The sequence below is a fragment of the Candidatus Reidiella endopervernicosa genome, assembly GCF_013343005.1.
Classification (GTDB): domain Bacteria; phylum Pseudomonadota; class Gammaproteobacteria.
Genome location: NZ_CP054491.1, coordinates 1,793,205 through 1,817,165, shown reverse-complemented (window position 1 = coordinate 1,817,165; position 23,961 = coordinate 1,793,205). Strand labels below are relative to the sequence as shown.

Annotated in this window: 30 protein-coding genes and 2 pseudogenes; 14 read left to right on the top strand and 18 right to left on the bottom strand. The window is 54.9% G+C overall.

Going from position 1 to position 23,961, the window contains the following annotated elements:
• Positions 1-10: 10 nt before the first annotated feature.
• Positions 11-3,520 carry a chromosome segregation protein SMC gene (smc, locus tag HUE57_RS10145; RefSeq protein ID WP_078484614.1) on the bottom strand — a complete coding sequence of 1,170 codons (3,510 nt, stop codon included), beginning with the start codon at positions 3,518-3,520 and terminating at the stop codon, positions 11-13.
• A 216-nt stretch (positions 3,521-3,736) separates the two neighbouring features.
• Between smc and queF the strand changes: the two genes are divergently transcribed.
• From queF to HUE57_RS10105, 8 genes are all read left to right on the top strand, one after another.
• Complete coding sequence (gene queF, locus HUE57_RS10140; protein ID WP_078484615.1) at positions 3,737-4,126, top strand: preQ(1) synthase; 390 nt, start codon at positions 3,737-3,739, stop codon at positions 4,124-4,126.
• Positions 4,093-5,403: an FGGY-family carbohydrate kinase gene (locus HUE57_RS10135; protein ID WP_320416292.1), complete on the top strand. Its 1,311-nt coding sequence runs from the start codon at positions 4,093-4,095 to the stop codon at positions 5,401-5,403. Before queF ends, HUE57_RS10135 begins: the two co-directional genes overlap by 34 nt.
• Positions 5,404-5,528: 125 nt before the next feature.
• Complete coding sequence (locus tag HUE57_RS10130; protein ID WP_174673121.1) at positions 5,529-6,608, top strand: CHASE domain-containing protein; 1,080 nt, start codon at positions 5,529-5,531, stop codon at positions 6,606-6,608.
• Between the two features lie 191 nt (positions 6,609-6,799).
• Entirely contained in the window at positions 6,800-7,990 is a 1,191-nt protein-coding gene (locus tag HUE57_RS10125; protein WP_174673120.1) for a PAS domain S-box protein, read from the top strand.
• Between the two features lie 104 nt (positions 7,991-8,094).
• Positions 8,095-8,832 (top strand): sulfate transporter CysZ, encoded by a 738-nt coding sequence (gene cysZ, locus HUE57_RS10120; protein ID WP_078484618.1) that lies wholly within the window; start codon positions 8,095-8,097, stop codon positions 8,830-8,832.
• Positions 8,829-9,314 carry a DUF3592 domain-containing protein gene (locus HUE57_RS10115; RefSeq protein WP_078484619.1) on the top strand — a complete coding sequence of 162 codons (486 nt, stop codon included), beginning with the start codon at positions 8,829-8,831 and terminating at the stop codon, positions 9,312-9,314. Before cysZ ends, HUE57_RS10115 begins: the two co-directional genes overlap by 4 nt.
• 19 nt (positions 9,315-9,333) lie before the next feature.
• Positions 9,334-9,996, top strand: a complete 663-nt coding sequence (locus tag HUE57_RS10110; RefSeq protein ID WP_078484620.1) for a class I SAM-dependent methyltransferase — start codon at positions 9,334-9,336, stop codon at positions 9,994-9,996.
• A 103-nt stretch (positions 9,997-10,099) separates the two neighbouring features.
• Positions 10,100-11,104: an EAL and HDOD domain-containing protein gene (locus HUE57_RS10105; protein WP_174673119.1), complete on the top strand. Its 1,005-nt coding sequence runs from the start codon at positions 10,100-10,102 to the stop codon at positions 11,102-11,104.
• Positions 11,105-11,109: 5 nt separating this feature from the next.
• Here the strand turns inward: HUE57_RS10105 and HUE57_RS10100 are convergent, their stop codons facing one another.
• Positions 11,110-11,607, bottom strand: a complete 498-nt coding sequence (locus HUE57_RS10100) for an IS3 family transposase (RefSeq protein ID WP_272901954.1) — start codon at positions 11,605-11,607, stop codon at positions 11,110-11,112.
• Positions 11,608-11,766: 159 nt separating this feature from the next.
• On the opposite strand from HUE57_RS10100, the gene HUE57_RS19630 reads away from it, so the two are divergent.
• Complete coding sequence (locus HUE57_RS19630) at positions 11,767-11,892, top strand: hypothetical protein (RefSeq protein WP_272901953.1); 126 nt, start codon at positions 11,767-11,769, stop codon at positions 11,890-11,892.
• Entirely contained in the window at positions 11,850-11,987 is a 138-nt protein-coding gene (locus tag HUE57_RS10095; RefSeq protein ID WP_174673117.1) for a hypothetical protein, read from the top strand. The genes HUE57_RS19630 and HUE57_RS10095 overlap by 43 nt, the downstream gene beginning before the upstream one ends.
• Here HUE57_RS10095 and HUE57_RS10090 read toward each other — a convergent pair.
• From HUE57_RS10090 to HUE57_RS20295, 4 genes and pseudogenes are all read right to left on the bottom strand, one after another.
• Positions 11,974-12,252, bottom strand: coding sequence for a hypothetical protein (locus tag HUE57_RS10090; RefSeq protein WP_174673116.1), 279 nt, complete (start codon positions 12,250-12,252; stop codon positions 11,974-11,976). The genes HUE57_RS10095 and HUE57_RS10090 overlap by 14 nt on opposite strands.
• Positions 12,253-12,292: 40 nt before the next feature.
• Positions 12,293-12,556, bottom strand: a complete 264-nt coding sequence (locus HUE57_RS10085; RefSeq protein ID WP_174673115.1) for a transposase — start codon at positions 12,554-12,556, stop codon at positions 12,293-12,295.
• A gap of 650 nt (positions 12,557-13,206) precedes the next feature.
• Positions 13,207-13,374, bottom strand: coding sequence for an IS3 family transposase (locus tag HUE57_RS20300; RefSeq protein ID WP_420885718.1), 168 nt, complete (start codon positions 13,372-13,374; stop codon positions 13,207-13,209).
• A 40-nt stretch (positions 13,375-13,414) separates the two neighbouring features.
• A pseudogene (locus HUE57_RS20295) lies at positions 13,415-13,636 on the bottom strand (DDE-type integrase/transposase/recombinase); the annotation flags it as partial.
• A 30-nt stretch (positions 13,637-13,666) separates the two neighbouring features.
• On the opposite strand from HUE57_RS20295, the gene HUE57_RS10070 reads away from it, so the two are divergent.
• The gene (locus HUE57_RS10070) at positions 13,667-13,900 is read left to right on the top strand and encodes a hypothetical protein (RefSeq protein WP_174673113.1); all 234 of its coding nucleotides are present in this window, start codon (positions 13,667-13,669) and stop codon (positions 13,898-13,900) included.
• Between the two features lie 125 nt (positions 13,901-14,025).
• On the opposite strand, the gene HUE57_RS20290 is transcribed toward HUE57_RS10070, so the two are convergent.
• Together HUE57_RS20290 and HUE57_RS20285 are read right to left on the bottom strand one after the other, a co-directional pair.
• Complete coding sequence (locus HUE57_RS20290) at positions 14,026-14,145, bottom strand: IS3 family transposase (RefSeq protein ID WP_174673743.1); 120 nt, start codon at positions 14,143-14,145, stop codon at positions 14,026-14,028.
• Positions 14,146-14,462: 317 nt separating this feature from the next.
• Positions 14,463-14,687, bottom strand: coding sequence for a transposase (locus tag HUE57_RS20285; protein ID WP_174673112.1), 225 nt, complete (start codon positions 14,685-14,687; stop codon positions 14,463-14,465).
• On the opposite strand from HUE57_RS20285, the gene HUE57_RS10055 reads away from it, so the two are divergent.
• Positions 14,639-15,061 (top strand): hypothetical protein, encoded by a 423-nt coding sequence (locus HUE57_RS10055; protein ID WP_174673111.1) that lies wholly within the window; start codon positions 14,639-14,641, stop codon positions 15,059-15,061. The genes HUE57_RS20285 and HUE57_RS10055 overlap by 49 nt on opposite strands.
• 718 nt (positions 15,062-15,779) lie before the next feature.
• On the opposite strand, the gene HUE57_RS10050 is transcribed toward HUE57_RS10055, so the two are convergent.
• From HUE57_RS10050 to HUE57_RS20280, 10 genes and pseudogenes are all read right to left on the bottom strand, one after another.
• A complete protein-coding gene (locus tag HUE57_RS10050) occupies positions 15,780-16,484 on the bottom strand; it encodes an adenylate/guanylate cyclase domain-containing protein (protein WP_174673110.1) in 705 nt (234 codons plus the stop codon).
• Entirely contained in the window at positions 16,484-17,320 is an 837-nt protein-coding gene (locus tag HUE57_RS10045; RefSeq protein ID WP_174673109.1) for a CHASE2 domain-containing protein, read from the bottom strand. The genes HUE57_RS10050 and HUE57_RS10045 overlap by 1 nt, the downstream gene beginning before the upstream one ends.
• Positions 17,321-17,349: 29 nt before the next feature.
• Positions 17,350-17,517: a hypothetical protein gene (locus HUE57_RS10040; RefSeq protein WP_174673108.1), complete on the bottom strand. Its 168-nt coding sequence runs from the start codon at positions 17,515-17,517 to the stop codon at positions 17,350-17,352.
• A 17-nt stretch (positions 17,518-17,534) separates the two neighbouring features.
• A complete protein-coding gene (locus tag HUE57_RS10035) occupies positions 17,535-17,933 on the bottom strand; it encodes a CHASE2 domain-containing protein (RefSeq protein ID WP_174673107.1) in 399 nt (132 codons plus the stop codon).
• Between the two features lie 116 nt (positions 17,934-18,049).
• On the bottom strand, positions 18,050-18,427 hold the full coding sequence (locus HUE57_RS10030; protein ID WP_174673106.1) for a FecR domain-containing protein: 378 nt from the start codon (positions 18,425-18,427) through the stop codon (positions 18,050-18,052).
• 561 nt (positions 18,428-18,988) lie between these two features.
• Positions 18,989-19,747, bottom strand: coding sequence for a surface lipoprotein assembly modifier (locus HUE57_RS10025; RefSeq protein WP_174673105.1), 759 nt, complete (start codon positions 19,745-19,747; stop codon positions 18,989-18,991).
• Positions 19,696-19,935 carry a hypothetical protein gene (locus tag HUE57_RS10020; RefSeq protein WP_174673104.1) on the bottom strand — a complete coding sequence of 80 codons (240 nt, stop codon included), beginning with the start codon at positions 19,933-19,935 and terminating at the stop codon, positions 19,696-19,698. Before HUE57_RS10020 ends, HUE57_RS10025 begins: the two co-directional genes overlap by 52 nt.
• A gap of 786 nt (positions 19,936-20,721) precedes the next feature.
• Positions 20,722-20,868, bottom strand: a complete 147-nt coding sequence (locus tag HUE57_RS19105) for an ABC transporter permease (RefSeq protein ID WP_236860571.1) — start codon at positions 20,866-20,868, stop codon at positions 20,722-20,724.
• A complete protein-coding gene (locus tag HUE57_RS10015; RefSeq protein ID WP_236860570.1) occupies positions 20,849-21,358 on the bottom strand; it encodes an ABC-2 transporter permease in 510 nt (169 codons plus the stop codon). Before HUE57_RS10015 ends, HUE57_RS19105 begins: the two co-directional genes overlap by 20 nt.
• A pseudogene (locus HUE57_RS20280) lies at positions 21,358-22,235 on the bottom strand (ATP-binding cassette domain-containing protein). Before HUE57_RS20280 ends, HUE57_RS10015 begins: the two are co-directional and overlap by 1 nt.
• A 171-nt stretch (positions 22,236-22,406) precedes the next feature.
• Between HUE57_RS20280 and HUE57_RS10005 the strand changes: the two are divergent.
• Positions 22,407-22,805 (top strand): hypothetical protein, encoded by a 399-nt coding sequence (locus tag HUE57_RS10005; protein WP_174673103.1) that lies wholly within the window; start codon positions 22,407-22,409, stop codon positions 22,803-22,805.
• Positions 22,806-23,228: 423 nt separating this feature from the next.
• Positions 23,229-23,897, top strand: a complete 669-nt coding sequence (locus HUE57_RS10000; protein WP_174673102.1) for a PAS domain-containing protein — start codon at positions 23,229-23,231, stop codon at positions 23,895-23,897.
• Positions 23,898-23,961: the final 64 nt, after the last annotated feature.

Here is a 23,961-nt window from a genome sequence, read left to right as displayed (position 1 = left end):
TCTCTTCTCCTCAGGCCGAGGCGAGCTGTATAGCCTCGGCAACATCGACCGCCACCAGCCGCGACACACCCGGTTCGTGCATCGTCACACCGGAGAGCTGATTGGAGAGCTCCATGGTGGTCTTGTTATGGGTAATAAAGATGAACTGTACCTGCTCCGACATCTCTTTGACCATCTCGCAGAAACGGCCCACGTTGGCCTCATCGAGTGGCGCATCGACCTCATCAAGCATACAGAAGGGGGCCGGATTGAGTTCGAAGATGGCAAATACCAGCGATACGGCGGTCAACGCCTTCTCACCACCGGAGAGCAGGTGGATATTGGAGATGCGTTTGCCGGGCGGACGCGCCATGACCGTCACTCCGGTCTCGAGCAGATCGTCACCGGTCAGCTCCAGGTAGGCGTGACCGCCACCGAAGAGACGCGGGAAGAGACGCTGGATGCCGGAGTTGACCTGATCGAAGGTCTCCTTGAAACGGGTACGGGTCTCGCGGTCGATCTTGCGCATCGCCCCTTCCAGGGTCTCCAGCGCCTCAACCAGATCGTCGTTCTGCGCATCAAGGTAGACCTTGCGCTCCGACTGCTCCTTATATTCATCGATGGCGGCGAGGTTGATCGGACCGAGACGCTGGATACGGCGCTCCATCTCCTCCACCTTCTGCTGCCAGGCGCTCGCCTCGGCCCCGGCGTCGAGCTGTTCGAGCAGCTTATCCAGCTCGAAGTCGGTCTCGGCGACCTGCTCCTCGAGAGTACGACGGCGTACGGTAATCTCCTGCCACTGCATGCGGGTCTGCACCAGTGATTCACGAATCGTCTGCACCCGCTGTTCGACACCGCTACGTGACTCGCTCACCTTGCGCATCGACTCGTCGATCTCTTCGACGCCACGACGCGCCTCGCTCAGCTTGCGCTCTACCTCACTACGGGCGGAGAGCTTCTGCTCCAGATCCGTCTCCAGCTGCTGGATCGGCTCACTACCACCGCTGAGCGACTGTTGCAGCTCATCACGACGGGCACTGAACTGGGTCAGCTGCGCCTCCATACGGACCAGATTTTCGGTGGTCGAGGTGTGCGCGGTATTCATCGACTCGATCTGCAGCGCCAGTTTGTGCACCGCCTCACGATCCTGCTGGGCGCGTCGACGGATCGCATCGAGCCCCTCACGCAGACGGTCACGCTGACGCACCATCGCTTCGCGCTGCTGCTCGTGCGCCTCCATCTGCACCACCGCCTCATTCATGGTGGTACGGGCACCGCGCAGCGTCTCCTCCTCCTGCAAGGTCTGACCGCGCAGCTCTTCGATATCCCCGCGCAGCTGCTCGGTACGCGAACGCACCTGTTCCAGACGCCCCTTGCGCGCCTCTACCTGACCGTTGATCTCGGCGTGACGACGGTTCTCCTGGTTGATCTGGCGCTGCAGATCCTCACGACGTCCTTCAAGCGTGCGACGCATCTCACGTCCCGCCTCGATGCGCTCTTCAAGCTGTGAAACCATGCTAGACTCTTCTTCAATAGATGAAGATAGCTCTTTGATTTCACTCTCTCTTTGCAGAACACCCGCCTGCTCATCGGCATCTCGTGCCACACGCAGCCAACCGGCTCCGAGCCAGATACCATCACGGGTAATGACCGACTCGTGGGGAGCCAGATTGGCACGTAGTGCCATCGCCCCAGCCAGATCATCAACGCAATAGACACCACCCAGCAGCGAGTCGACCGCCCAGGGGGCACGCACCTTATTAAGGATCGGCGTAGCGGCATTGGCCTCCGCGGCACCCGCCGCCACAGTCGTATCAAACAGGGTCAGTGAACCACTCGAGAGCTCCCCGAGCAGATCGCTGGCGGCATCAAAGCCATCCACGCAGACTGCCTGCAGATATTGACCCAGCACCGTCTCGACCGCGCGCTCCCAGCCCGAGTCGACCTCAATGTTCTGCGCCAGACGCGGCGCCTCACTAAAGCCAGCACTCTGCAGCCACTCGGTAACGACACCCTCGCTCTTGCCGAGCGCCGCTTCCTGCAGCGCCTCAAGCGAGGTGAGACGACCACTGATGTTCTGCAGACGCTGACGACGCTCATGCAGTTCATTATTGTCCTGATTATTCTGTTCACGGGTCTGCTGCAGCCGTTCCAGCACCCCTTCGAGCTCCTGCTGACGGGCCGTCACCTCGCTCTGCAGGATGGTCGACTCCTCGATCAGCTGCTCGATCTCCGTCTGCAGCGATTCACCGGAGAGCCCCTGCAGCTCATCCTCGGCACGACTGCGGCGCTTTTCGAGCTGCATCAGCGTGCTCTCAATCTGACTAATCCGGGTGCGCTCCACCTCGGCGGCACGCGCCGGCTCTGCGGCGCGGCGGTTGAAATCTTCCCACTCGCCCTGCCAGTCGTGGCCCGCCTGCTCGCTCTGCTCCAGATCGGCTGCCGACTCCTCCAGCGCCGCCTCAGCACGCTCCAACTCAGGCTGGCGCGTCTCAAGCGAGCTCTCGAGCTCCTCAAGGCGGCGAGTATCGATATTGATGTGTGATTTGGCCTCGCTATAGGCCTGCTCAACCTGCTGAAGATCGTGTGTCTGCTGCTGAATGCGCTCCTTGCCGTGCTGGATACTCTGCTCAATACGAGTGATATCTGCACCAAGACCGTAGTAGGTGCTCTGCACTTCATTGAAGCGGTCGCTCGCCTCGATATGGGCACCACGCAGCTTCTCCAGCTCGCTCTCGGCGGAACGCTGCTCGGCGATTACCGCCTCAAGCTCGGTCTCCTTCTCCTGGATGGTGCGCTCAAAACCGCCACCATCAACATCAAGCTCCTTCCAACGCAGCGCCAACAGCTCCGCCTTGAGCAGCCGCTCATCCTGCTTCAGCTCCTTGAAACGCTCAGCCGTCTTGGACTGACGCTGCAGACGATCAAGCTGCTTCTCCAGCTCTTCGCGCAGGTCACTGAGGCGGTCGAGGTTTTCACGGGTGTGTTTGATGCGGTTCTCGGTCTCGCGGCGGCGCTCCTTATATTTGGAGATACCGGCCGCCTCCTCGAGATAGGTGCGCAGCTCTTCGGGCTTCGCCTCGATGACACGAGAGATCATTCCCTGTTCGATAATCGAGTAGCTACGTGGACCGAGGCCGGTGCCGAGAAACAGACCGGTGATGTCTTTACGACGACAGCGGGTGCCGTTAAGTGAGTAGGCCGACTGACCATCACGCGAGACGGCGCGACGAATCGAGATCTCGTTGTACTTGGCGTACTCACCACCGGCCGCGCCATCGCTGTTATCGAAGATCAGCTCAACACTCGCCTGTCCGACTGGCTTGCGTGCCGAGGAGCCGTTGAAGATGACATCGGCCATCGACTCACCACGCAGATGTTTGGCCGAACTCTCACCCATAACCCAGCGCACGGCGTCGATGGTATTCGACTTGCCGCAGCCGTTGGGACCGACAATACCGGTCAGATTGCTGGGAAACTGGATGCTGGTTGGGTCAACAAACGACTTAAAACCGGCGAGTTTAATCTTGCTCAGACGCATAGTGTGTTATTCGATAAAGTGTGGAACAGCTCTGGTTATTCAACCAAATATTCAGGATTATTATCCTTAAATCAAAAGGTTGAAGAAACTTATTAATCTAGTTTCTCATAAAAAAGAACCCTGAAATATCCTCCCTGACCGGTTTAAAGTACCTTCGTCTCGCACGACTTTTCGGCTACAATTCCGGGCCGACAAAACTACCACGAAGAGCACCCCATGCCTAGCCAGCCCAGTAAGGAACTTGAAACTTTCGACAACCCGATGCCTGAGCGCGATTACACCATTCGCATCGACATCCCCGAGTTCACCTGTCTCTGTCCTAAGACCGGCCAGCCCGACTTCGCGACCATCCATATCGCCTACGTGGCCGACAAGGCGTGCATCGAGCTGAAGTCGCTGAAGATGTACATGTGGGCCTACCGCGAGGAGGGAGCCTTCCACGAGAAGGTAACCAATACCATGCTGGACGACTTTGTCGCCGCCTGTAACCCCCGTTTCATGCGCGTCACCGGCAAGTTCAACGTACGCGGTGGTATCTACACCACCGTGATCGCTGAGCACCGTGCCGCAGACTGGAATCCACCCCAGCCGGTCACCCTCCCCTGAGTGATCCCCTCTATATAGGTATCGATGTCGGCACCTCCGGGTGCCGTGCCATCGCGATTGATACTTCACGCCAGATCGTCGCCGAAAGCGCAGTCTGCATGCCCGCTCCTGAGGGCAACGGCGTCGAACAGCAGCAAAACCCTGAGATCTGGTGGCAGGCCCTCTCTGCGGCACTCAAACAACTCGGTGAAAGCACCGATCTGCGCAATAGCCAGGCGATCGCCGTTGATGCCACCTCCGGCACCCTGCTACTTTGCGACGAGATCGGCCAGCCCCTGACTCTCGCATTGATATATAACGATTCGCGAAGCCGCACTGAGGCGGAGCAGATCGCCGCCATTGCCCCACCCTTCTCCGGTGCACACGGCGCCAGTAGCTCGCTGGCAAAACTGCTCCATCTACTACCCCAGGCCGAGGAGTCTCGCTACGCCCTGCACCAGGCCGACTGGTTGGCAGGACGCCTCAGTGGGCGCTTCGGTATCAGCGACGAAAACAACGCCCTGAAGCTCGGTTACGACCCGATGGGACGCTGCTGGCCCGAGTGGATGGCACAGCTTGGCATCGACAAAAGCTTGTTACCTGAGGTTAAGAGACCCGGTGAACCAATTGATAAGATTAATAAATTCCTCGCTGATCAATTTGGTCTCCATCCGGACACCCTGATCAAGGCAGGCACCACTGACAGCATTGCCGCCTTTATCGCCTCGGGGGCAAAAGAGGTCGGTGAGGCGGTCACCTCACTCGGCTCGACGCTGGTACTCAAGGTGATTAGTGACTACCCAATCTACGATCCGCTATACGGTATATACAGCCACCGACTGGGTGACCTGTGGCTCACCGGTGGCGCCTCCAACAGCGGCGGTACGGTACTACGTCAATTCTTCAGCAATGAGCAGATGGAGAAGCTGACTCCACAGCTCAAACCCGACGAACATACCGGGCTCAACTACTACCCCCTGCCCCGCCCTGGCGAGCGATTTCCACATAACGACCCAACCCTGGAACCACGACTGACTCCCCACCCCGAAGATGAGACACGCTTCTTCCAGGGAGTGCTGGAGGGAATCGCCCGTATCGAGTGTGATGGCTACACCCTGCTGGCACAGAGCGGTGCCCCCTATCCCAGCTCAGTCCGAAGCTGTGGTGGAGGCGCCCGGAATCTCGTCTGGCGAGATATCCGGCAACGCCAGCTCGGTGTACCGATGCTTGAGGCCGATCATCTTGAGGCCGCCTACGGCGCTGCGCTGCTGGCACTCGACGGATTACCCGCATCATAGCCACAGGTAGACGCACGGCTTGAAGCAGCCTCATTTTTCTCTGCTAGACTGCTTCACAACACTCATCCGAGAACATCGCCCTCAGCGCAACGACCACCGGAGTCTCGTTGCAAAGGACAACCCTCTTGCACCAGGCAAAGCGGTACGCTCCAATATTTCTGACGTTTATTATCGGCGTCGCACTCTCCATCACCCTTTATAAGGCCACCAATAACTGGGAACTGCAGAACCAGCAGGTGCGTTTTTCAAACCACGCAACGCTCTACTCCAACACCATAAAGAGCGTCATCCACGATCACATCGGCACCATCAACCTGATCAGTGACTGCGTCAGAAGCAATCCCGGGCTGAGCCGCTCAAGATTCAGCACACTGGTACGCAACACGCTGGAGCGCTACCCCGGCATCCAGGGATTCTCCTGGAATCCCGTTATCGACCACTCTGAGCGCGACTACTACGAGATGCTCGCCAGCCGAGAGCTGTCACGCGACTTCATCTTCACCGAGCGGAGCAGCGACGGGCTGATCCCCGCATCAGAGCGGGATGAGTACGTCATCGTCTACTACATAGAGCCCTACCAGGGGAACGAAGCCGCACTGGGCTACGACATCGCCTCTGAGACGATTCGAAAACAGTCAACCAAACGCGCTTTCTTAAGCGGGAAGTTGACCGCCACAGCCACTATCAAGCTGGTGCAGGAGTCGGAGCAGCAGGCCGGAGTTCTGATCCTGCTACCCATCTACCACCTCGATCAGCCCATTGAGACGGTTGAACAGCGCCACGCCGCACGCCGTGGCGTACTGGTCGAGGTGCTGCGAATCGGCCACATCGTCGATCTGGCATTAGCGCCACTGACGGCCATCGATGGCCAGCTCTACCTATACGATATAACCAACGGGGATGAACACAATCTTCTCCACTTCATTCCCGCCACCTCAGCCGCCAACAGCCAACCTCGCGATTATCAGACGCTGACACAAAATTTCCGGGGAGTCGCTATTTTTGCGGAAGCATGTTTTGGGCATCCAAGCCCAAGCAAGCGGCAAATACTTAACGCGACCGTTTATGCCTACGGCGCCCCGACCGTCCTGCGTTCGTTGCGTAATCACCTCTTCGCGGCTCTACACAGCTCCTCACTGACTCTACGCCGACATAAGCCGCTGCCATCTTCTCCGTCGTTCGCTCACGCTCTCAACTACGAATAGGCAGACGGCGTCGACTATCGGGGACTAACCGCCCTCACTTCGCTCTCCATGGCGGTCAGCGTCAGTGGCAGCAGCGCTTCTCCGTTGCGGGCCGCACCTGGGAGCTACTCTTCGTTCCCTCCGCCTCAGCGCTAGAACAGACACCGTCATGGCAGGCCTATGGCGTACTCATCACCTCACTACTGCTAACAGTGATTTTGATCGTTCATCTGACCAACAGACTTCACTACACCCGCGACATCGAGAAGAGCATTAAGATTCAGGGCGAGACCAATCAGAAACTCGCCGAAGAGGTCTCTCGTCACAAAACCACGCTTGATCTATTGGGTCGAGAGTTTAGCCGCGCCGAGCGCTATCTGGAGACCGTCGAGGCGGTGATCATCGCGCTCGACCCAGATGGCAATATCACCTTAATCAACCGTCGAGGCTGTGAGCTCATCGGCTTGAGCGAGGATGAGTTGATCGGCATGAACTGGTTTGACAACTTCCTGCCTCAGCCTGAAGGGCATGAGGTCATTTACGAAATATTCAAAAAGATCATCTCTGGCGTTTTAGATGAAGTCACCTACAACGAGAACCATATCGTCACCTCAAGCGGTGAACGGCGACTGATCGCCTGGCATAACAGCTTTGACCACGACGAACAGGGCAATATTGTCGGCTCTCTGAGCGCCGGCATCGATATCACTGAACGCAATAGAGCCGAGGCACTCACCGAGGAGCTACTGCAGCAGAACCGGGGCCTGACCGATAAGATGTTCACCATTCAGGAGGAGGAGCGTCGCCACCTCGCCCATGAACTGCACGATGAACTCGGACAGCTACTAACCGCCATTCACCTTAACGCTCGGACCATCCATACGAGCACCGATTTTGATGATATTCAGAGAAGTGCCTCGATCATCGACGAAAACGCCAAGGTGATGCACCACTCCATCCGCAGTCTGGCCAATCAGCTGCGTCCCAGTCTGCTAGAGCACTTTGGTTTGGCCGAGAGCCTGAAGGGGCTGATTGAGCAGATCGAGGCCAGCCACCCGCACATCAGCTACCGGATAGAGATCAACACACCGATCGACGATTTCAACGAGACGCTCGCCATCACCCTCTATCGCATCGTTCAAGAGGGCGTGGTGAATGCAACCCGCCACGCAAACGCTAATAACATCCTCATCTCCATCAACAGCGTTCAGAACGAGCGTGATGAACCACGCGTTGTGCTCTCCATCGAAGACGATGGCGAGGGATTGAAGTCAGATCTGCTTGGCGACGGCTTCGGTCTTCCCGGTATACGTGAGCGAACACGCGCCATCGGCGGCGATTTCAAACTCGACAGCTCACCCTTGGGCGGATTGCGAATTGAAGTGACGCTACCCACTGGTTAAGCGAGCCCTTTCGCCCACCCTATCTGACACGCGCACCAAGGACAGTGACGCCCTAAACTGCTATCCTGCGACGCCTGTCGACTCAATCAAACAGGATAGTTTTCATGCTCGCAGATCCATTCAGAGGCGCCGGCCTCTTTCTTCAGGGAATTGGCCTGATGTTCAAACCCGGCGTAAAACGCTTTGTCGCGATTCCACTCACCATCAACGTGGTGCTCTTTGCCATCGTCATCGCCGTACTGGCCGGTCAATTCGACGAGCTGATTAACTGGATGCTGCCAAGCCTGCCGAGCTGGCTCAGCTGGCTCGAGTCGATCCTCTGGTTCATCTTCGCCCTGCTCGCGGCACTGATGGTCTTTTTCGGCTTCTCCCTGCTTGCCAATCTTGTGGCCGCCCCCTTCAATGGCCTGTTGGCTGAAGCGGTGGAACGCCACCTGGGTGGGCAAGAACCGCCACCGGCGAGCAGCATTACCGCGGCGATCAAGGGTGCACCGGGTGCGATCTTCGATGAGATCCGCAAGCTGATCTACGCCCTGCTCTGGGCGATTCCGCTGCTGATCATCTCCATCATCCCGATCTTCACCCCCTTCGCTCCGTTCCTCTGGGCAATCTACGGCGCCTGGATGCTGAGCCTCGAGTACGCCGACTTCCCGATGGGCAACCACAACATCCGCTTTAAGGATCAGCGCCAGAAACTGCGCCGCAACCGCCTGCTCTCACTCAGCTTCGGTGGCACTACGCTGCTGGCAACGATGATCCCTGTGCTCAACTTCCTGGTAATGCCGGCAGCCGTCTGCGGTGCTACCTCTATGTGGGTTAAACGACTCTCACAACAGTCATGAAGAAGATCCGTCTGCTAATGCTGCTAATCGGCACTGCTCTGCTGGCGGGCGCCCTCTACGGCTATCAGCGCGGCAGCGCGACCGAGAGCTGGGTCAAAACGACCGGCGAAGTGATCTCCTATGAGCTGATCCAGCAGGATGAGCATATGCGTGACAGGCGCAAGGGCCCCCATCCAGATGAGACCTACTATGTCGATCTTCGCTACCGCTACAGTGCCAACGGCATTGAGCACAGCTCAGACAACTACGAGATCGATGGTTTTGGCCTACCGAACAAACTGCAGGGTGGTTACGACTACTTGATTGGAGAGGTCGGTGTTGAACGCCTCTACCAACCGGGTAGCCAGATCGATCTCTACTACAATCCATCCTCCCCTGCCGAGGCGGTCGTGGTGAAAGGGTATCGTGGCTCACTACCGCTGTTCCTCGGATTGGCCCTGGCGATGATCGGCTTCGGCGCTATCGGGCTGATGAGAAGATAGCCCGCTTCTCGATCTCACTGTGGAACCAACCACCGACATCGACCTCCCCTGCCCGCTCTGTAACCAACACGAACTAGTCCCCTTCTATCGAGACCCGCGGCGCGAATATCTACGCTGCGGCCACTGCCAGCTCATCTCTGTACCCGCTCATTACCACCTCAGCGAGGCGATGGAGCGGCACGAATACGACCTACACATCAATTCACCCGAGGACGAGGGGTATCGTCATTTTCTCAATCGGCTCCTCGAACCGATGAATGCAACGCTGCCCCCAGGCAGCAGCGGACTCGACTTCGGCTCAGGTCCCGGCCCTACCCTCTCACTGATGTTTAAACAGGCTGGGCACCGCGTCTCGATCTACGACAAGTTCTACGCCCCCGACAGCACCGTATTCGAGCAACCATACGACTTCATCACCGCCACCGAGGTGGTCGAACACCTGCAACAGCCAATCACAGAACTCGAGCGGCTCTGGCACTGCCTGAAGCCGGGCGGCGTACTCGGCATCATGACCAAACTGGCACTGGATCGGGAGCGATTCGCACACTGGCACTACAAGAATGACCTCACCCACATCAGCTTCTTCTCTCGTGAGAGTTTCGAGTGGCTTTCGCTTCATTGGGAGGCCGATCTGCAATTTATCGCCAACGACGTAATTCTGCTCCATAAGCCCACCTCCTGAAGCACTTTTTGTACTGTTTTATTGATACGCCAATCGTGGCAACATAGGGAGATTGCGTTGGCTCGACCTTCACGAACAACAAGCAAACAAGGATCGGTAAAGCATGGCTGATGAGCTACATGAAGACGTTCATATTAATGAAGATGTCTATATCGGACGTCAGCCCATCTATAACGCCAAGCTTGAACTGGTCGGTTATGAGCTGCTCTACCGTGACAACAGCAACAACAACGCCAACTTCAACGATGGTGACTACGCCTCCTCCCAGGTCATCATCAACACCTTCATGGAGCTGGGGCTCGAGAACATCGTCGGCAGCAGCCTCGCCTTTATCAATCTAACCCGCGGCTTTTTTAACGGCGACCAACCCTTCCCGCTCGCCAAAGAGCAGGTGGTACTCGAGTTTCTCGAGGATATCGACCCGGACCAGACCGTACTCGATGGACTCACCCAGCTGAGAGAGAACGGTTTCCGTATCGCTCTCGACGACTACATCTACGATGACCAGCACAAGGTGCTGCTCGACTACGCGGACATCGTTAAGGTTGATGTGGCGCACGTCTCTGACGAGCAGCTTCCAGAATTGGTTGCTCTCTATAAAGAGCGGGGCGCGACCCTACTTGCCGAGAAGGTGGAGAGCTACGGCCAGTTCACCCGCTGCCAGGCGCTCGGCTTCAACTATTTCCAGGGTTACTTCTTCTGCAAACCGAAGATCATCCAGGGCAAGCAGCTCCCCTCCAATCGCATCGCAGTGATGAATCTGCTGGCCGAGGTACAGAATCCAGAGGTAGAGATCTCTACCCTGGAGGAGAAGATCACCAACAACGTCACCCTCAGCTTCCGTCTACTGCGCTATATCAACTGCGCCAGCTTTGCCCTGCGCCGTGAGGTCGAATCGGTACACCAGGCGATTGTCTTGCTCGGTCTGCAGAACATCAAAAACTGGCTCAGCCTGATGCTGATGGCCAAGGGTGGTAACGACAAGCCGCATGAGCTGATGACCACCGCACTGCTGCGTGCGCGTATGTGCGAAACGCTTGCGGCCGATCAGGGGCTGGTTCGTGAACAGGCCTTTACCGTGGGTGAGGCTCCCCAGTTTAACGGATGAAATAATTAAGAGGCACACTTTGCCTCGTATTCTGCAGGACTTACATACCCCAAGTACGAGTGACGCCTGCGTCTGTTATAAAAGACTTCGATGTATTCAAACAGACTCTGCTTTGCTTCCTGTTTGGTTTTGTAATCTTCGTAATCTACCAGTTCGGTCTTAAGTGTACCGAAGAAACTTTCCGCCACCGCATTATCCAGGCATTCACCTTTACGGCTCATGCTGCAGCGTAATGAGCTCTCTTTCAACAGCCTCTGGTAGTCACCTGAAGCATAGGTGCTGCCCTGGTCTGAGTGCACAACTACTGACTCTACTCGGCCTCTTCGCCAGATAGCCATCGTGAGTGCGTCCTTCACCAGTAGAGTGTTATTATTGTTGCTCATAGCCCAGCCAATGACATGCCTTGAATGAGAGATCAATGATGACGGCCAGATAAAGCCACCCTTGCCGCGTCGGTATGAAGGTGGTGTCAGAGACCCAGGCTTTATCAGGTCTTTCCACATCAAACTCTCGCTTAAGCAGATCTGGCGCGGGCTGCATCGTGTTCTTTGAGTTAGTCGTTATGACAAACTTTCTAGCCATCTTAGATGCAATGTCATTTGCCCTCATCAGTCTGGCCACACGATTAACACCAACCGGGGAGTCGCTATTTTTGCGAAAGTTTGTTTTGGGCATCCAAGCCCAAGCAAACAGCAAAACTTAACGCGACCGTTTATGCCTACGGCGCCCCGACGTCCTGCGTACGTTGCGTAATCACCTCTTCGCGGCTCTACACAACTCCTCAGTGACTCTACGCCGACATAAAGCCGCTGCTGCATCTTCTTCGTCGTCCGCTCGCGCCTCAACTACGAACATGCAGACGGCGTCGACTATCGGGGACTAACCGCCCTCACTTCGCTCTCCATGGCGGTCAGCGCACGTTCTCCCATCTCTTGCAGATCTTTATGGATGCGAGGCGATCCATAGATCTGCCGACTTGCCTTGTGAAACAGCTTTATTTTAGCGGTGAGCTGGCGATCCTCAATGGAGCGCTTGCTTTCAGGTCGGTTGCACCATGAATAGTAGCCATTCACTGATACATCAAGCGCATGACAGAGCCGTATAATTCGATGCTTTGTGCTGAGCGATTGAATAAAGGCGTACTTCACTTGAGATCCCTCGCAAAGTACGCGGCGGCTTTTTAGGATTTCAAGCTCCTCTTTCAGCTCGTTCATTCTCTTGGCGAAGGGTGGTGACTTCGCTTTGATCCTGCTTCTTTGGCCTTCCCGGACCTTCAAAGGCTTTGTTTCCTTTGTTGGATAACTGCTCTTTCCATTTGTAGAGTTGATTACGCCGAATACCAAGCTCCATAGCGATATCAGTGGCTGGTCTATCAGACTCATCCATCAGGCGAACCGCTTCTAATTTGAACTCTTTGGTGTAGGTCTTATATGGCTTGCGTTTTCTAGTCATTTGGATATCTCCTATGGCGACATTGTCGCTTATTAAAGTACCCGTTAAACTGGGGAGGTTCAATCTGACCCCACTTATTCCTAGCTATACCGACCACTGGAGCGGTGCTTGTTTTGTGCGAATTTGCACAAAACATGTACCGCGGAAGTGGTCGTTTGAGCATGTTGTTATAAGGCATTTAACTTCCATGCTTTCCGCTTACCTAACCATGCACCAAAGAAACTGCGTAGTACATGAAACGACGTGCTAGCCAGAGCGCCTGTGTTTGCAATGGGTAATTGCGCATGAATTAACCAAACCATACTACCTAAAACACCTACTATGACAGAGGCGGCGACCCAGTTTCGGTGCATGTAATAACCAGCCAAATATCCGGGCACTAAATATAGCAATATCCAGATTGGCGTAGCTAGATAATGCCCAGGTCCATATTTGATAGACCAGTACACGCTATACACAGCCAACAGATACAGCACTATCCAAGTGGCGCATATAATCAGTGCTTTTTGACTAAAACTGGCGACATGTTCCTTTTGCCTTATAACGCTTAGTTAACGGTATACCTCCGCGGCGTGCATTTTGTGCTATTTGAGCACAAAATTGTACGCCGCAGGTTTTGATCTTCACCCGATAAATCGGACACGCTATTTTCACGCAACCATCCGCTCATAATAAGCTGGTGGCATATACCCAATCCCCGAATGCATTCTTCGGTGATTATAGAATTGATTGATATAGCTGTTTAGTGCAAACCGTAATTTAACATCATGATCGAAGTGCGATCCACGAATCAGTTCTGCCTTTAATGTGTGAAAAATGATTCCATGTGTCCATTATCTGTGCAGTAGCCAGGACGGTTTACACTGTGGCGGATTTCATGCCTTTTAACTCATTTCTGAATCGATGTGCTGTGTACTCAATCCCTCGATCTGTATGAAATATCATTCCCTTCTCTGGCTCCCTGTCCCTGAGTGCATGCCTTAGCGCTTTAAGCGTGAGATTGGTTGTTCTATCTCGACCTAAAGACCACCCAATAATTCGACGGCTAAATACATCCATTACTGTGGCCAAATATCGCCATGCGCCTTTACCTTCCGGGAGTCGCTATTTTTGCGAAAGTTTGTTTTGGGCATCCAAGCCCAAGCAAACAGCAAAAACTTAACGCGACCGTTTATGCCTTCGGCGCCCCGACCGTCCTGCGTACGTTGCGTAATCACCTCTTCGCGGCTCTACACAACTCCCTCAGTGACTCTACGCCGACATAAAGCCGCTGCTGCATCTTCTTCGTCGTCCGCTCGCGCTCTAACTACGAATAGGCAGACGGCGTCGACTATCGCGGACTAACCGCCTTCGCTTCGCTATCCATGGCGGTCAGCGCAAGTAGGTAACATCTCCAACCCACACTTGATTGATCTTGTCTGGGTTCGGCGCAAGCCGTTTCAGGTTTTCACCCTCAGCTTTAAATCGTTTTAATCCAGGCGTCGTCGCGTAACTTTAACGACTCGGCCAACCACGCCATTATCTCGCATCAGGCGCTCAACACGCTTCTTGCCGATGCGAACGCCTTGATTGCGCAGTGTCTGATGTATTCTTGGCTGCCATAGACGCCGCGATTCTGACGATGAATTTTCACGATCTTTCTGGTCAGGTACGCATCTTCCTTTGTTCTTTCAGCCGCTGGGCGTTTGCACCAGTCATAATAGCCACTGCGGGACACGCCCAGCCACTCGCACATGTACTTTACTCCGAGTTTCCGGTTTCTCTGGATGAATCGATATCGTTCTGATGTTCTTCCGCAAGAAACCGTTGCCACTTTTTAGCAGATCATTCTCCTGCTTGAGTCGGGCAACCTCCTTTTTCAGCTTCTTCATCTTATCCAGCTCAGAAGCTTCTCGGCGAATACTGGTCACCTTTTTCTCTTATTTGCCACAATCACACCTTCTCGATACTCTTTTCGCCATCGTGACAGCATAAACGGATGGATGTCGAGCGTGTCAGCAACCTCTTTAACCTGAACTCCTTCCAGAAAACTTAGCTGGACAGCTTTTACCTTGAATTCATCTGTGTAGCGCCACGTCTTTCGTGGGTTCTGGGAGTCGCTATTTTGCGAAAGTTTGTTTTGGGCATCCAAGCCCAAGCAAACAGCAAAAACTTCACGCGACCGTTTATGCCTACGGCGCCCCGACGTCCTGCGTACGTTGCGTAATCACCTCTTCGCGGCTCTACACAACTCCCTCAGTGACTCTACGCCGACATAAAGCCGCTGCTGCATCTTCTCCGTCGTTCGCTCGCGCTCTCAACTACGAATATACAGACGGCGTCGACTATCGGGGGCTAACCGCCTTCGCTTCGCTATCCTTGGCGGTCAGCGATTGTATTTTGGCATTAAACACCCCTTCAGTTAGAAGTTGGTGTCCGTTTTATCGGGGATGTTCAATGTCCGAGTTGAACTTCTTGTTAGCTCTTTCATTTAACGTACAGATTTCTTGTCGTCAGCGGTTATAGAGAGAAGAATGGCGCACCCTATCGCTACTATATAGGAAATATCTTCAATGTACCCAGCGAGAATCCAGAACTTAATTACTACACCTAAATTACCTAAGCCTAGAACAATACCAACCATGAAGTATTCACAGGGACGCGCAATTAGAGCGACTTTAAATAGCCTTAATGTAATGAAAATCAACAGGCCAGCAAAGCCCACATTAATACGTGCATAGGGATATAGGAAACGGTACTAGTAGGGTCTATGCCTGAGAAATAGTTGAAATGAATTGCTGAAAAAATGAATATGATTTGAACAATAGCGGAGGATATAAATACCCCCATTAAGTAAGACAGAGATTGTTTACTTATAACTAAATGTGAGTTTGTCATTACATTACCCAGTTCCTTGGTATTTCGTTTATAGAGCTAACAGTTGATTATGTGGACGGCACATATAATGCGTTATGTGGCTGGCTCGTATAATTGCGTTATGCCGCCAAAAATTCTCATCAATTTGTGGAATTTGTTGTTTGAATGCACAGGTCTGTGGCTTTTCATTTCAATTCCCTCTGACTATTTCCTTTTGTCACTACACTCTATCGGATTTTTCGCACTCTCAAAATCAGGACTGCATTGCGCCGCCCAGCCTTGATGTCGAATCAAGGGATCAGAACACTAAAAACCTCAACTCTGCATATCATTTTTCGAATACCGCTTCTTTACTACTTTCGGTTCATCACAACCCGACACCCCGACTCTCCCCCATCAGTCTGTTGTTATGAAATTGCACCAGCCGGTCATCCGGCGCTGACTCGGCCAGTCGGGAAAACGCCGTTCTTGCTTCTTCACTTCTCTCACACATCTGCTGATAGCTGTTCAGATACGCATCCAGATCACCCACACGACTCGCCGCCAACGGTTCGTAGGCAGCGATCGCCTCCTGCTTGCCCTTGAGCACCAGATCACCCACTGGACGCACGGATACGGAGCTGCACTGTTCTATCGTCTCCCCACTGACACAGATACGTGTACCGAGCTGTGAGTTGACCGTCTCCAGTCGTGAGGCGGTGTTGATCGGATCACCCAGCGCACGGTAGTCGAGCATCTCATTGCCGCCAAAGTTACCGATCAACACACGCCCGGTGTGGACACCGATGCGTGTTGAACCGAGCGCCACACCGGCTGCACGCTGTTGCTCGGCATAGGCCTCTGCGAAACGATCCATCGCCAGTGCGCAGTCGTAGGCACGCTGGGCGTGGTCGGCTTGTACGACGGGTGCAGAGAAGATGACGGCCACCGCATCGCCAACAATACGATCGAGGGTGCCGTCGTGCTCGAAGGCGATCTTGATCATGCCGTCGAGGTAGTCGTTGAGGATAGTTGAGATAACGGCTGGTTCGTAACGCTCCATCATCGCGGTAAAGCCTTCGAGATCACTCATCACGAAGGAGCAGTCACGATACTCACCGCCCAGCTCGAGGTGTTCGGGATGTTGTGCAGGTAGCGGACACGGTTGGGGAGACGTAACGTGAGAAGGCATCGCGTATCCAGCGTTGCTCGCGTTCTGTTGCCAGATAGCGCGGCACCATGATGGCGATAAAGAGCAGCCCAGCGGCGAGTGAGGGAAGAGCGGGTCGAGCTGTAGCTGCTGCCGGGTAAAGAGTAGCCAGGAGAGCAGAAAAGAGCCGCAATCGTCACCACCACCAACCCAACCGACCAGGCCGGTTTAAATCGGCTCAGCATGTAACTGCTGATAATCCAGATACCTAGCAGCACAAACAGCAGTAGATCACTCTGCCAACCGGGTGTAGTGAGTGAGCGACCGCTCAACACCTGCTCAACCAACTGCAGATGCCCCTCCACGCCCGGCACGGCATCGCCAAGCGGCGTGTAGATGGTATCGCCCAGGCCCTTGGCGGTGGCGGCAATAAAGACGATATGCCCACTGATCTGTGACGGATCGGTTTTACCCGAAAGGAGTTGATGGGCGGAGAGATAGCGTGAGGCCTGATAGGGGTGAAAATGAATCGGTATCGCACCGTCAGTTCGGGTTGTTATCTGAATCAGTTCACCGAGCTGCACAGTGTTAATCCCATTGACCGCACCACTGCCCTGCTCATCGGTGACGTGAAGCGAGACATTATTCACACCGGCCACCACACGCAGTGTCTCAAGTCCGAGACTGGGATGGAGTCGCGGCCCAACACGATAGAGCAGCGGCATGGTTCGCAGCACACCGTCATCATCAGGCGGAATGGTTATAACACCACTGCCCACCGCCGCCGCATCGATCACCGGCAGATTGGCTACCCGCCTGTGTAGGGATGCAGATAGTGGCTCGCATCACCGCCGAAGCTGATAAAGCGTCCTTTGGGACTCGGGAGTGTTGCACCGCCCTTGGCCTCAATGGGGAATCCTGTCACCACCTGGCTAGCAGCCATCGACTCGGCGAAGACACTATCATTCGAAGGCATCTGCGACAGCACGTTTTTCAACTCGGCGGGCAGGGGCCAATTTTGTGCCGCCTGCTCGGGTGAGCTGCGATCGGGTTCTGCAAAGAGCACGTCAAAACAACCACCGCTGCGCCCATCGCCGTTAACCGATCAAGCAGCTCACTCAACCGATCACGTGACCAGGGCCACTGACCATTGTGCAGCAGACTCTCGTCATCAATGGCAATTACACGTAGCGGAAGCTCTGCATCATAAGGTGCCGGTGAGAGCTGTTGCAGTTGATCAAAGGCGTAGTGCTGGATGCGCGAGTGAAGTAGCGGATCAAAATAATCGAACAGTAGTGCTGTCACCACTACCACTGCAGGCAGAAGCTGGCGCAGGAGTCTCGTCGTTAGACGACTCCCGCCCCGCTTCTGCTTAGTGCTATGCGAAACCATCAGATGGCGTTACCTCGACCCACACCAAACTACCGCTAGGGTGGTGGGGGCGGCGGTGGGGTGGAGGAGGCGGTGGTGGAGGCGGGGGTGGCGGTCCGGGCGGATTCTCTCGAAGGTCACGGATTCCAGGCGGTGTCGGACCACCACCTCCACCGGCCTGCCCCCTCCAGGCATTCCCGAGCCCTGGCCTTTAGGCGGTGCGGCGGGTGGTGGCGTGCTACCTCCGCCCTGCCCTCCGCCTTGCCCCTTGCGCATATTGAGCTTCTTCGGAATCGACTCGGCATGCCCTGACGATCGGTCACCCGGAGACTGCTACCAGCCGGCACCTCAACCGAGCCACCACCGTTACTGACTACCACACGTCCCTGATGCACACTTACCAGCAGTGCATTATCGAGACGCACCTCGAACTCGGTGCCTCGCACTCCCAGGTTGGCGAGTCGTGTCTTGAGTTTATAGTTATCCTTACCCATCTCACCGGTCAGGGTATGCATCAGTCCCTTTAACAGACTGAAGTGGGCACGCGATTTTTGCCCGATCCGTAGCGATACTCATCGACGACAAAGCGGGTATCGCTATAGAGGGTGAGCAACGCTCCATCTTCAAAACGCAGCTGCACCTGCCCTCTCCGGTGATGACCGTATCGCCGCTATTCACGGTAGAGAGACGCTCGAGCCGACGTTGTTCACCGCCCTGCTCTGCAACCACATCACCACTGATAGCGAGAATCGTACCCGCCAGCTCCACGGCTGAGAGGTTGGGACTCACGCCAACCAGAAGGCGAGAATCAGCCAGCGGCTGAATATGAGGTAGCCTGAAACACGCTGTCTGAGTCTATTCATTACTGAAATCCCTCCTCAACACCAGTGAGTAGGTGTTGCGATCGTAGTCGTAGAGCTCGGTATTGGAACGGTTATCGGTGTAGGTGTACTGCGGTATCAGATGCCAGTTATCGGCAAAGCGGTAGTCGGCAGAGAGGCCGAGACTTAGCTGTCGCTGACCGCCATGGATAGCGAAGCGAAGGCGGTTAGTCCGCGATAGTCGACGCCGTCTGCCTATTCGTAGTTGAGAGCGCGAGCGGACGACGAAGAAGATGCAGCAGCGGCTTTATGTCGGCGTAGAGTCACTGAGGGAGTTGTGTAGAGCCGCGAAGAGGTGATTACGCAACGAACGCAGGACGTCGGGGCGCCGAAGGCATAAACGGTCGCGTTAAGTTTTTGCTGTTTGCTTGGGCTTGGATGCCCAAAACAAACTTTCGCAAAAATAGCGACTCCCCGGTTATCTTCACGTCGATAGTAGTAGAGCGCATCGTCGGTCAGATGGCGGCGCTGCTCATAGGCCAGGCCGACGGAGAGTGAGAGCTCATCACTCACGGGCGTCACACCACCGAGCTGTAGACCTGCCACGTGGTAGCCGAAGTGCTGCTTATCGGATGCCTTCGCCGTCTCTTTGCCCAGATAGAAGCCGTACTGGACCAACCACTTCTGTGAACCACTATCAAATGACACATCGTGATTCAGACCACCGACCGAGCGCTCGGAGTCATCGTCCGAGTGATCTGGATAGACAAAATCGAGATATTGAAGATAACCGCTCAGCCGCGAGCGGGTAGAGAGGGCGTGCAACCAGTCGAGCCGCGCTCCCGTGGAACGGCGATATTGCTCACCCTCAATCTCGTAGTCCTGCCCAAGCAGCGTTGCAGTGAAGAGGTTGTCACCGCGCAGTGCTGACAGACCCACATAGAGGTTATCAAATCCCTCATTCACATCGGTACGACGGCCGTTATAGTTGCGCTGCAGACTGGCACCACCCAACAGCCAGAGTTTCTCATCAAGCGTATAGCGTGCTGAGACACTCCCTCCACCGTTGAGGTTCGATCACTCGCCGCGGCCGCATCACCCATGCTGGTAACACCGAGATCGGGGATATCGAGCTCGGGCTCATCGGGGCCTCGGGTGACATTGCTATCCCAACCGAATCCCGCCTGAAGGTAGCCACTCACCGCAAGGTCACCGATCGTTGAGAAGGCAGGCAGTGCCGTTTCGATACGCTGCTGCTCTTGCCGCTGCGCGGGGTCACGGCAGACGTCTGAGCGGTTCGATCATCTCCGTGCATAGGTAATACGCTCTTTTCGAGCGCCATTGCCGCAATCTTGACCGTGCATCGACATGATCGGTGCGACAATCACCACACGCTCAAGGCAAACATCGCTTGATCACCTCGACCGGCCCGGTCGAGCGAAAGGCCTAGCAGGTAGTCGTAGGAGGGAAGTCCGGGAGCTGTAAGGTGCGCTATCGAGAGTTCAGCGGCAGCGGTGGCATCGCCCGTTCCAGCAGCTGTCGTGCACGTTCCAGCAGTGCATCTTCATCGGCCGCCTGAACGGATGTGGTCGTCAGCCCCCTATAAGCAGGGCCGTTGCAGCTACCGCCACACCTCCCCTTCCCGTCAGACGCTTCAACTGCTGCAGCAACACTACTTCCCTGAATTGAAATTAAACCCGAAATTGTCAGGCCATAATGGCATCGGCTACCACAAAACCATACTTACTTTATGTTATGTGCCGGAGGTCGTTATTACCCCTGTTTACTAAGAAGCGTAAGCGAAATATGGTGAAAACGTGCAGATTACGGGGAAATAGGAGTATCTGCTCACACCAGTAGTTTGCGCCGTGCCAACACCACCGCGATGTAGTAACTGACTGCGGCATAGAGCAGAGCACCGAGATATGCAGTAGCGGTTGAGTCAGCGGTGTTCCGTCACCAGCGGTCAGTCAGTGCCACCGCATGGGTCAGTGGCAGCAGCTTGCACAAAGCCCCTGCACCATTGTCGGTAACGTATCGATTGGGTAGAAGACACCGCAGAGCATAAACATCGGTGTAATAGCCAACGCACAGTAGTAGCTGAAGAAATCGTAGTTACTCGCCACGGTACTCATCACCATCGCCGGGCCGGCAAAACAGAGCAATCAGAAAGGCGACCGGGATCACCATAATGGCGTGCCAGCTATCGACCACACCGAGCAGAGTCGCCACGATCAGAATCGCCGCGCCACTGATCGCACTCTTGGTGGCACACCAGAGCATCTCACCGGCGAAGATATCATCGACCTCCAGTGGCGTGGCGAGTAGTGCCTCATAGGTGCGCTGCGGCACCATGCGGGTGAAGACCGAATACATACCCTCAAAACTGGCGGTGGTCATCGATGATGAGGCAATAATGCCCGAGGCGAGAAAAGCGAGGTAAGGCAGCTGTGACATCTCGCCGATAAAGCTGCCGAGACCGAAACCGAGGCCAAGCATATAGAGTGTCGGCTCGCCAAAGTTCATCAAAATGGCAGGCCCCATCAGCTTGCGCCAGACCAGTACATTGCGCCGCCAAACCGCCAGTGCGCCGCGTCTTAATCTTGGTAGTTTCCAGTTCAACATCAGTCGCGCAGCTCCCTGCCGGTCAGTTTCAGGAAGACATCCTCAAGCCCCGCCGGTCGGTGTACATAGACCGCCCCACTCTGATCCTGCAGCTGTTTCAGCAGCGCTGGAACGGTGTGGGTATAACAGTAGAGGCTGTTACCCATCTTCTCGAGACGACAGTTGTTCACCCTGGCCATCTCCAGAAAAGCCGGATCAACCTCACTACGCACCTCGACCACCTCCGGTTCAACATGACGTTCGATCAGCTCACGCGGCGAGCCCTGATCGAGGATCTGACCATGATCCATAATCACCAACTCATCACAGAGCCGCTCCGCCTCCTCCATATAGTGGGTGGTCAGGATCAGCGTCTTGCCCTGATCACGCAGCTCGGCGAGTCGCCCCCAGATGATGTGGCGCGCCTGCGGGTCGAGGCCGGTGGTCGGCTCATCGAGCACCACCAGCTCGGGGTCGTTGACCAGTGCACGGGCGATGGTGAGGCGACGCTGCATACCACCGGAGAGGGTATCGGTCTTGGCATCACGCCGTTCGGTGAGTCGTGAGCCATGCCGAAGTAGGAGGCGTAGATGGCGAGGTTCTCAGCAACCGTAAAGTCGGGATCGAGATTATCAGCCTGCGGCACGATACCGACACGGGCACGAATCTCCCGATCACACTGACCGACCGGCAGCCCGAACACGCTGAGCGTACCCTCGCTTATCGGAGTCAGTCCCAGGGTCATGCGTAGCGAGGTGGTCTTGCCTGCACCGTTAGGACCGAGGAAACCGAAACAGCGCCCCGGTGCGATATCGAAGTCGATCCCATCGACCGCCACTGCATCACCGTAGCGCTTGGTTAACCCCCGCGCCGATACCACTCCACTCTGCTCGTTCATCGCTATCCATCTATCCTTCACATCTGTGGCGCCATTGTAGCGTGCAACACGCCGCTTACCGAACGGTTCGAGTCAGATTATGACCGTATCGGTTATGCTCACTCTGGCGCAGGAGGGTTTGACTGAATGAATGAAAGATATCCACAAACGACGGGGGTTATAAAACCACTCTTGATACTGATATTAAGCGCAATACTCAGCGCCTGCGGCGCCTCTTCAATCAAACAGCTCAAACAGGACCGGTCACTCGGCCACCACAGTTTTGTCGTTCCCTTTGAATACCAGAAGGCCTACCGCGTTAGTTTCATCATGATGCGCGACTGTTACGAGGCAAATCGCTTCACCGGCGGCTTTTCGATCAAGGGCGTGATTTTCCCCGATATTAAAGAGGCCGAGATCACCGCCTCACTGCCCGATCTGCTCGGCGGCTTCGGCTACTACTTCATGACCACCATCACTGCCATCGATGGTCGCAACAGTCGTATCACCGTGCACCACGCCCACGCGGCCCACACCTACGTGGCCGACGATCTGCGTCGTTGGCTGCTGCGTGACGAGGAGCAGTGCTAAACCATCACATCTTTTACTGCAGAATATCGCCCAGCGGTAACGCCAAATAGCCCGATGGATCATCACATTTCTAACAACCATTCGTAAGAAAAATCCGCCCAGAATAGTTGCATTTTGCACTGCCCCGACAATAGATCATTTCTAAATAATTAAACTGACCTTCCCCTCTCCCTCTCTTTCTGAGAATTGGTCTATATACATCACAGCCTTCATGTCAGACATGACATATATGCGAATCATTTTCGTTTGCATAAAGACCACCCTCCCGCTAAGGTCAGGTTAGAACATCGGAAAGGTTCGGAGAACATTACAGCCAATATCAAGGAAGTTTTTTGTAGCGAGTGTTGATAAAGCAGTGTTGAGAGCAGAAAGACCGTTCACCGTTATAAGCCATGTAAAATTGCATGACGCTGGGCTATTGAGATGAGTAGCGAATGCGGCCAGGCCTTTCTTGACACCCTCTTAAGTTCCATCACTGAACTCGTTATCCTTCTCGACAGAAGCGGTCGGATCGTCCGCTTTAATCGTGCCTGTGAAACTTTGAGTGGTTACAGTGAAGAGGAGGCGATTGGCAAGACCATCTGGTCACTACTCTTCTCAGCACATCAACAGTCGACCATACAGGGCCGCTTTGAATCACTCCGTCGAGATCAGTTCCCCTTCCAGTATCAGAACCACCTCTTCACGCGTGAGGGGGAAAAGTACAGCATCAAGTGGACCAACACGGCTCTAATTGATCGCAAGGGTGAGATAGACGGTATCGTCTGCACCGGTAACAACATTACTGAACTACGACGCTCAAAAAAGCGTGCTGAGATGTTCGAACGTATCGTCTCTGCCTCCAGCGGTCACCTCTCTTTTGTTGACAGCAACTACATCTACAGAGCCGTTAACAACGCCTATCTTGAAGCCCACAACTTGAGCCGGGGAGTCGCTATTTTTGCGAAAGTTTGTTTTGGGCATCCAAGCCCAAGCAAACAGCAAAACTTCACGCGACCGTTTATGCCTGCGGCGCCCGACGTCCTGCGTTCGTTGCGTAATCACCTCTTCGCTGCTCTACACAACTCCCTCAGTGACTCTACGCCGACATAAAGCCGTTGCTGCATCTTCTCCGTCGTTCGCTCGCGCTCTCAACTACGAATAGGCAGACGGCGTC

Coding starts and splice junctions, on each gene's coding strand:
- smc (WP_078484614.1), bottom strand. CDS start 3,520: ATGCGTCTGAGCAAGATTAAACTCGCCGGTTTTAAGTCGTTTGTTGAC.
- queF (WP_078484615.1), top strand. CDS start 3,737: ATGCCTAGCCAGCCCAGTAAGGAACTTGAAACTTTCGACAACCCGATG.
- cysZ (WP_078484618.1), top strand. CDS start 8,095: ATGCTCGCAGATCCATTCAGAGGCGCCGGCCTCTTTCTTCAGGGAATT.
- HUE57_RS10115 (WP_078484619.1), top strand. CDS start 8,829: ATGAAGAAGATCCGTCTGCTAATGCTGCTAATCGGCACTGCTCTGCTG.
- HUE57_RS10105 (WP_174673119.1), top strand. CDS start 10,100: ATGGCTGATGAGCTACATGAAGACGTTCATATTAATGAAGATGTCTAT.
- HUE57_RS10100 (WP_272901954.1), bottom strand. CDS start 11,607: ATGTGGAAAGACCTGATAAAGCCTGGGTCTCTGACACCACCTTCATAC.
- HUE57_RS10085 (WP_174673115.1), bottom strand. CDS start 12,556: ATGACTAGAAAACGCAAGCCATATAAGACCTACACCAAAGAGTTCAAA.
- HUE57_RS10050 (WP_174673110.1), bottom strand. CDS start 16,484: ATGAGTGATCTCGAAGGCTTTACCGCGATGATGGAGCGTTACGAACCA.
- HUE57_RS10040 (WP_174673108.1), bottom strand. CDS start 17,517: ATGCCTTCGAATGATAGTGTCTTCGCCGAGTCGATGGCTGCTAGCCAG.
- HUE57_RS10035 (WP_174673107.1), bottom strand. CDS start 17,933: ATGGTTTCGCATAGCACTAAGCAGAAGCGGGGCGGGAGTCGTCTAACG.
- HUE57_RS10030 (WP_174673106.1), bottom strand. CDS start 18,427: ATGCATACCCTGACCGGTGAGATGGGTAAGGATAACTATAAACTCAAG.
- HUE57_RS19105 (WP_236860571.1), bottom strand. CDS start 20,868: ATGAGTACCGTGGCGAGTAACTACGATTTCTTCAGCTACTACTGTGCG.
- HUE57_RS10015 (WP_236860570.1), bottom strand. CDS start 21,358: ATGTTGAACTGGAAACTACCAAGATTAAGACGCGGCGCACTGGCGGTT.
- HUE57_RS10000 (WP_174673102.1), top strand. CDS start 23,229: ATGAGTAGCGAATGCGGCCAGGCCTTTCTTGACACCCTCTTAAGTTCC.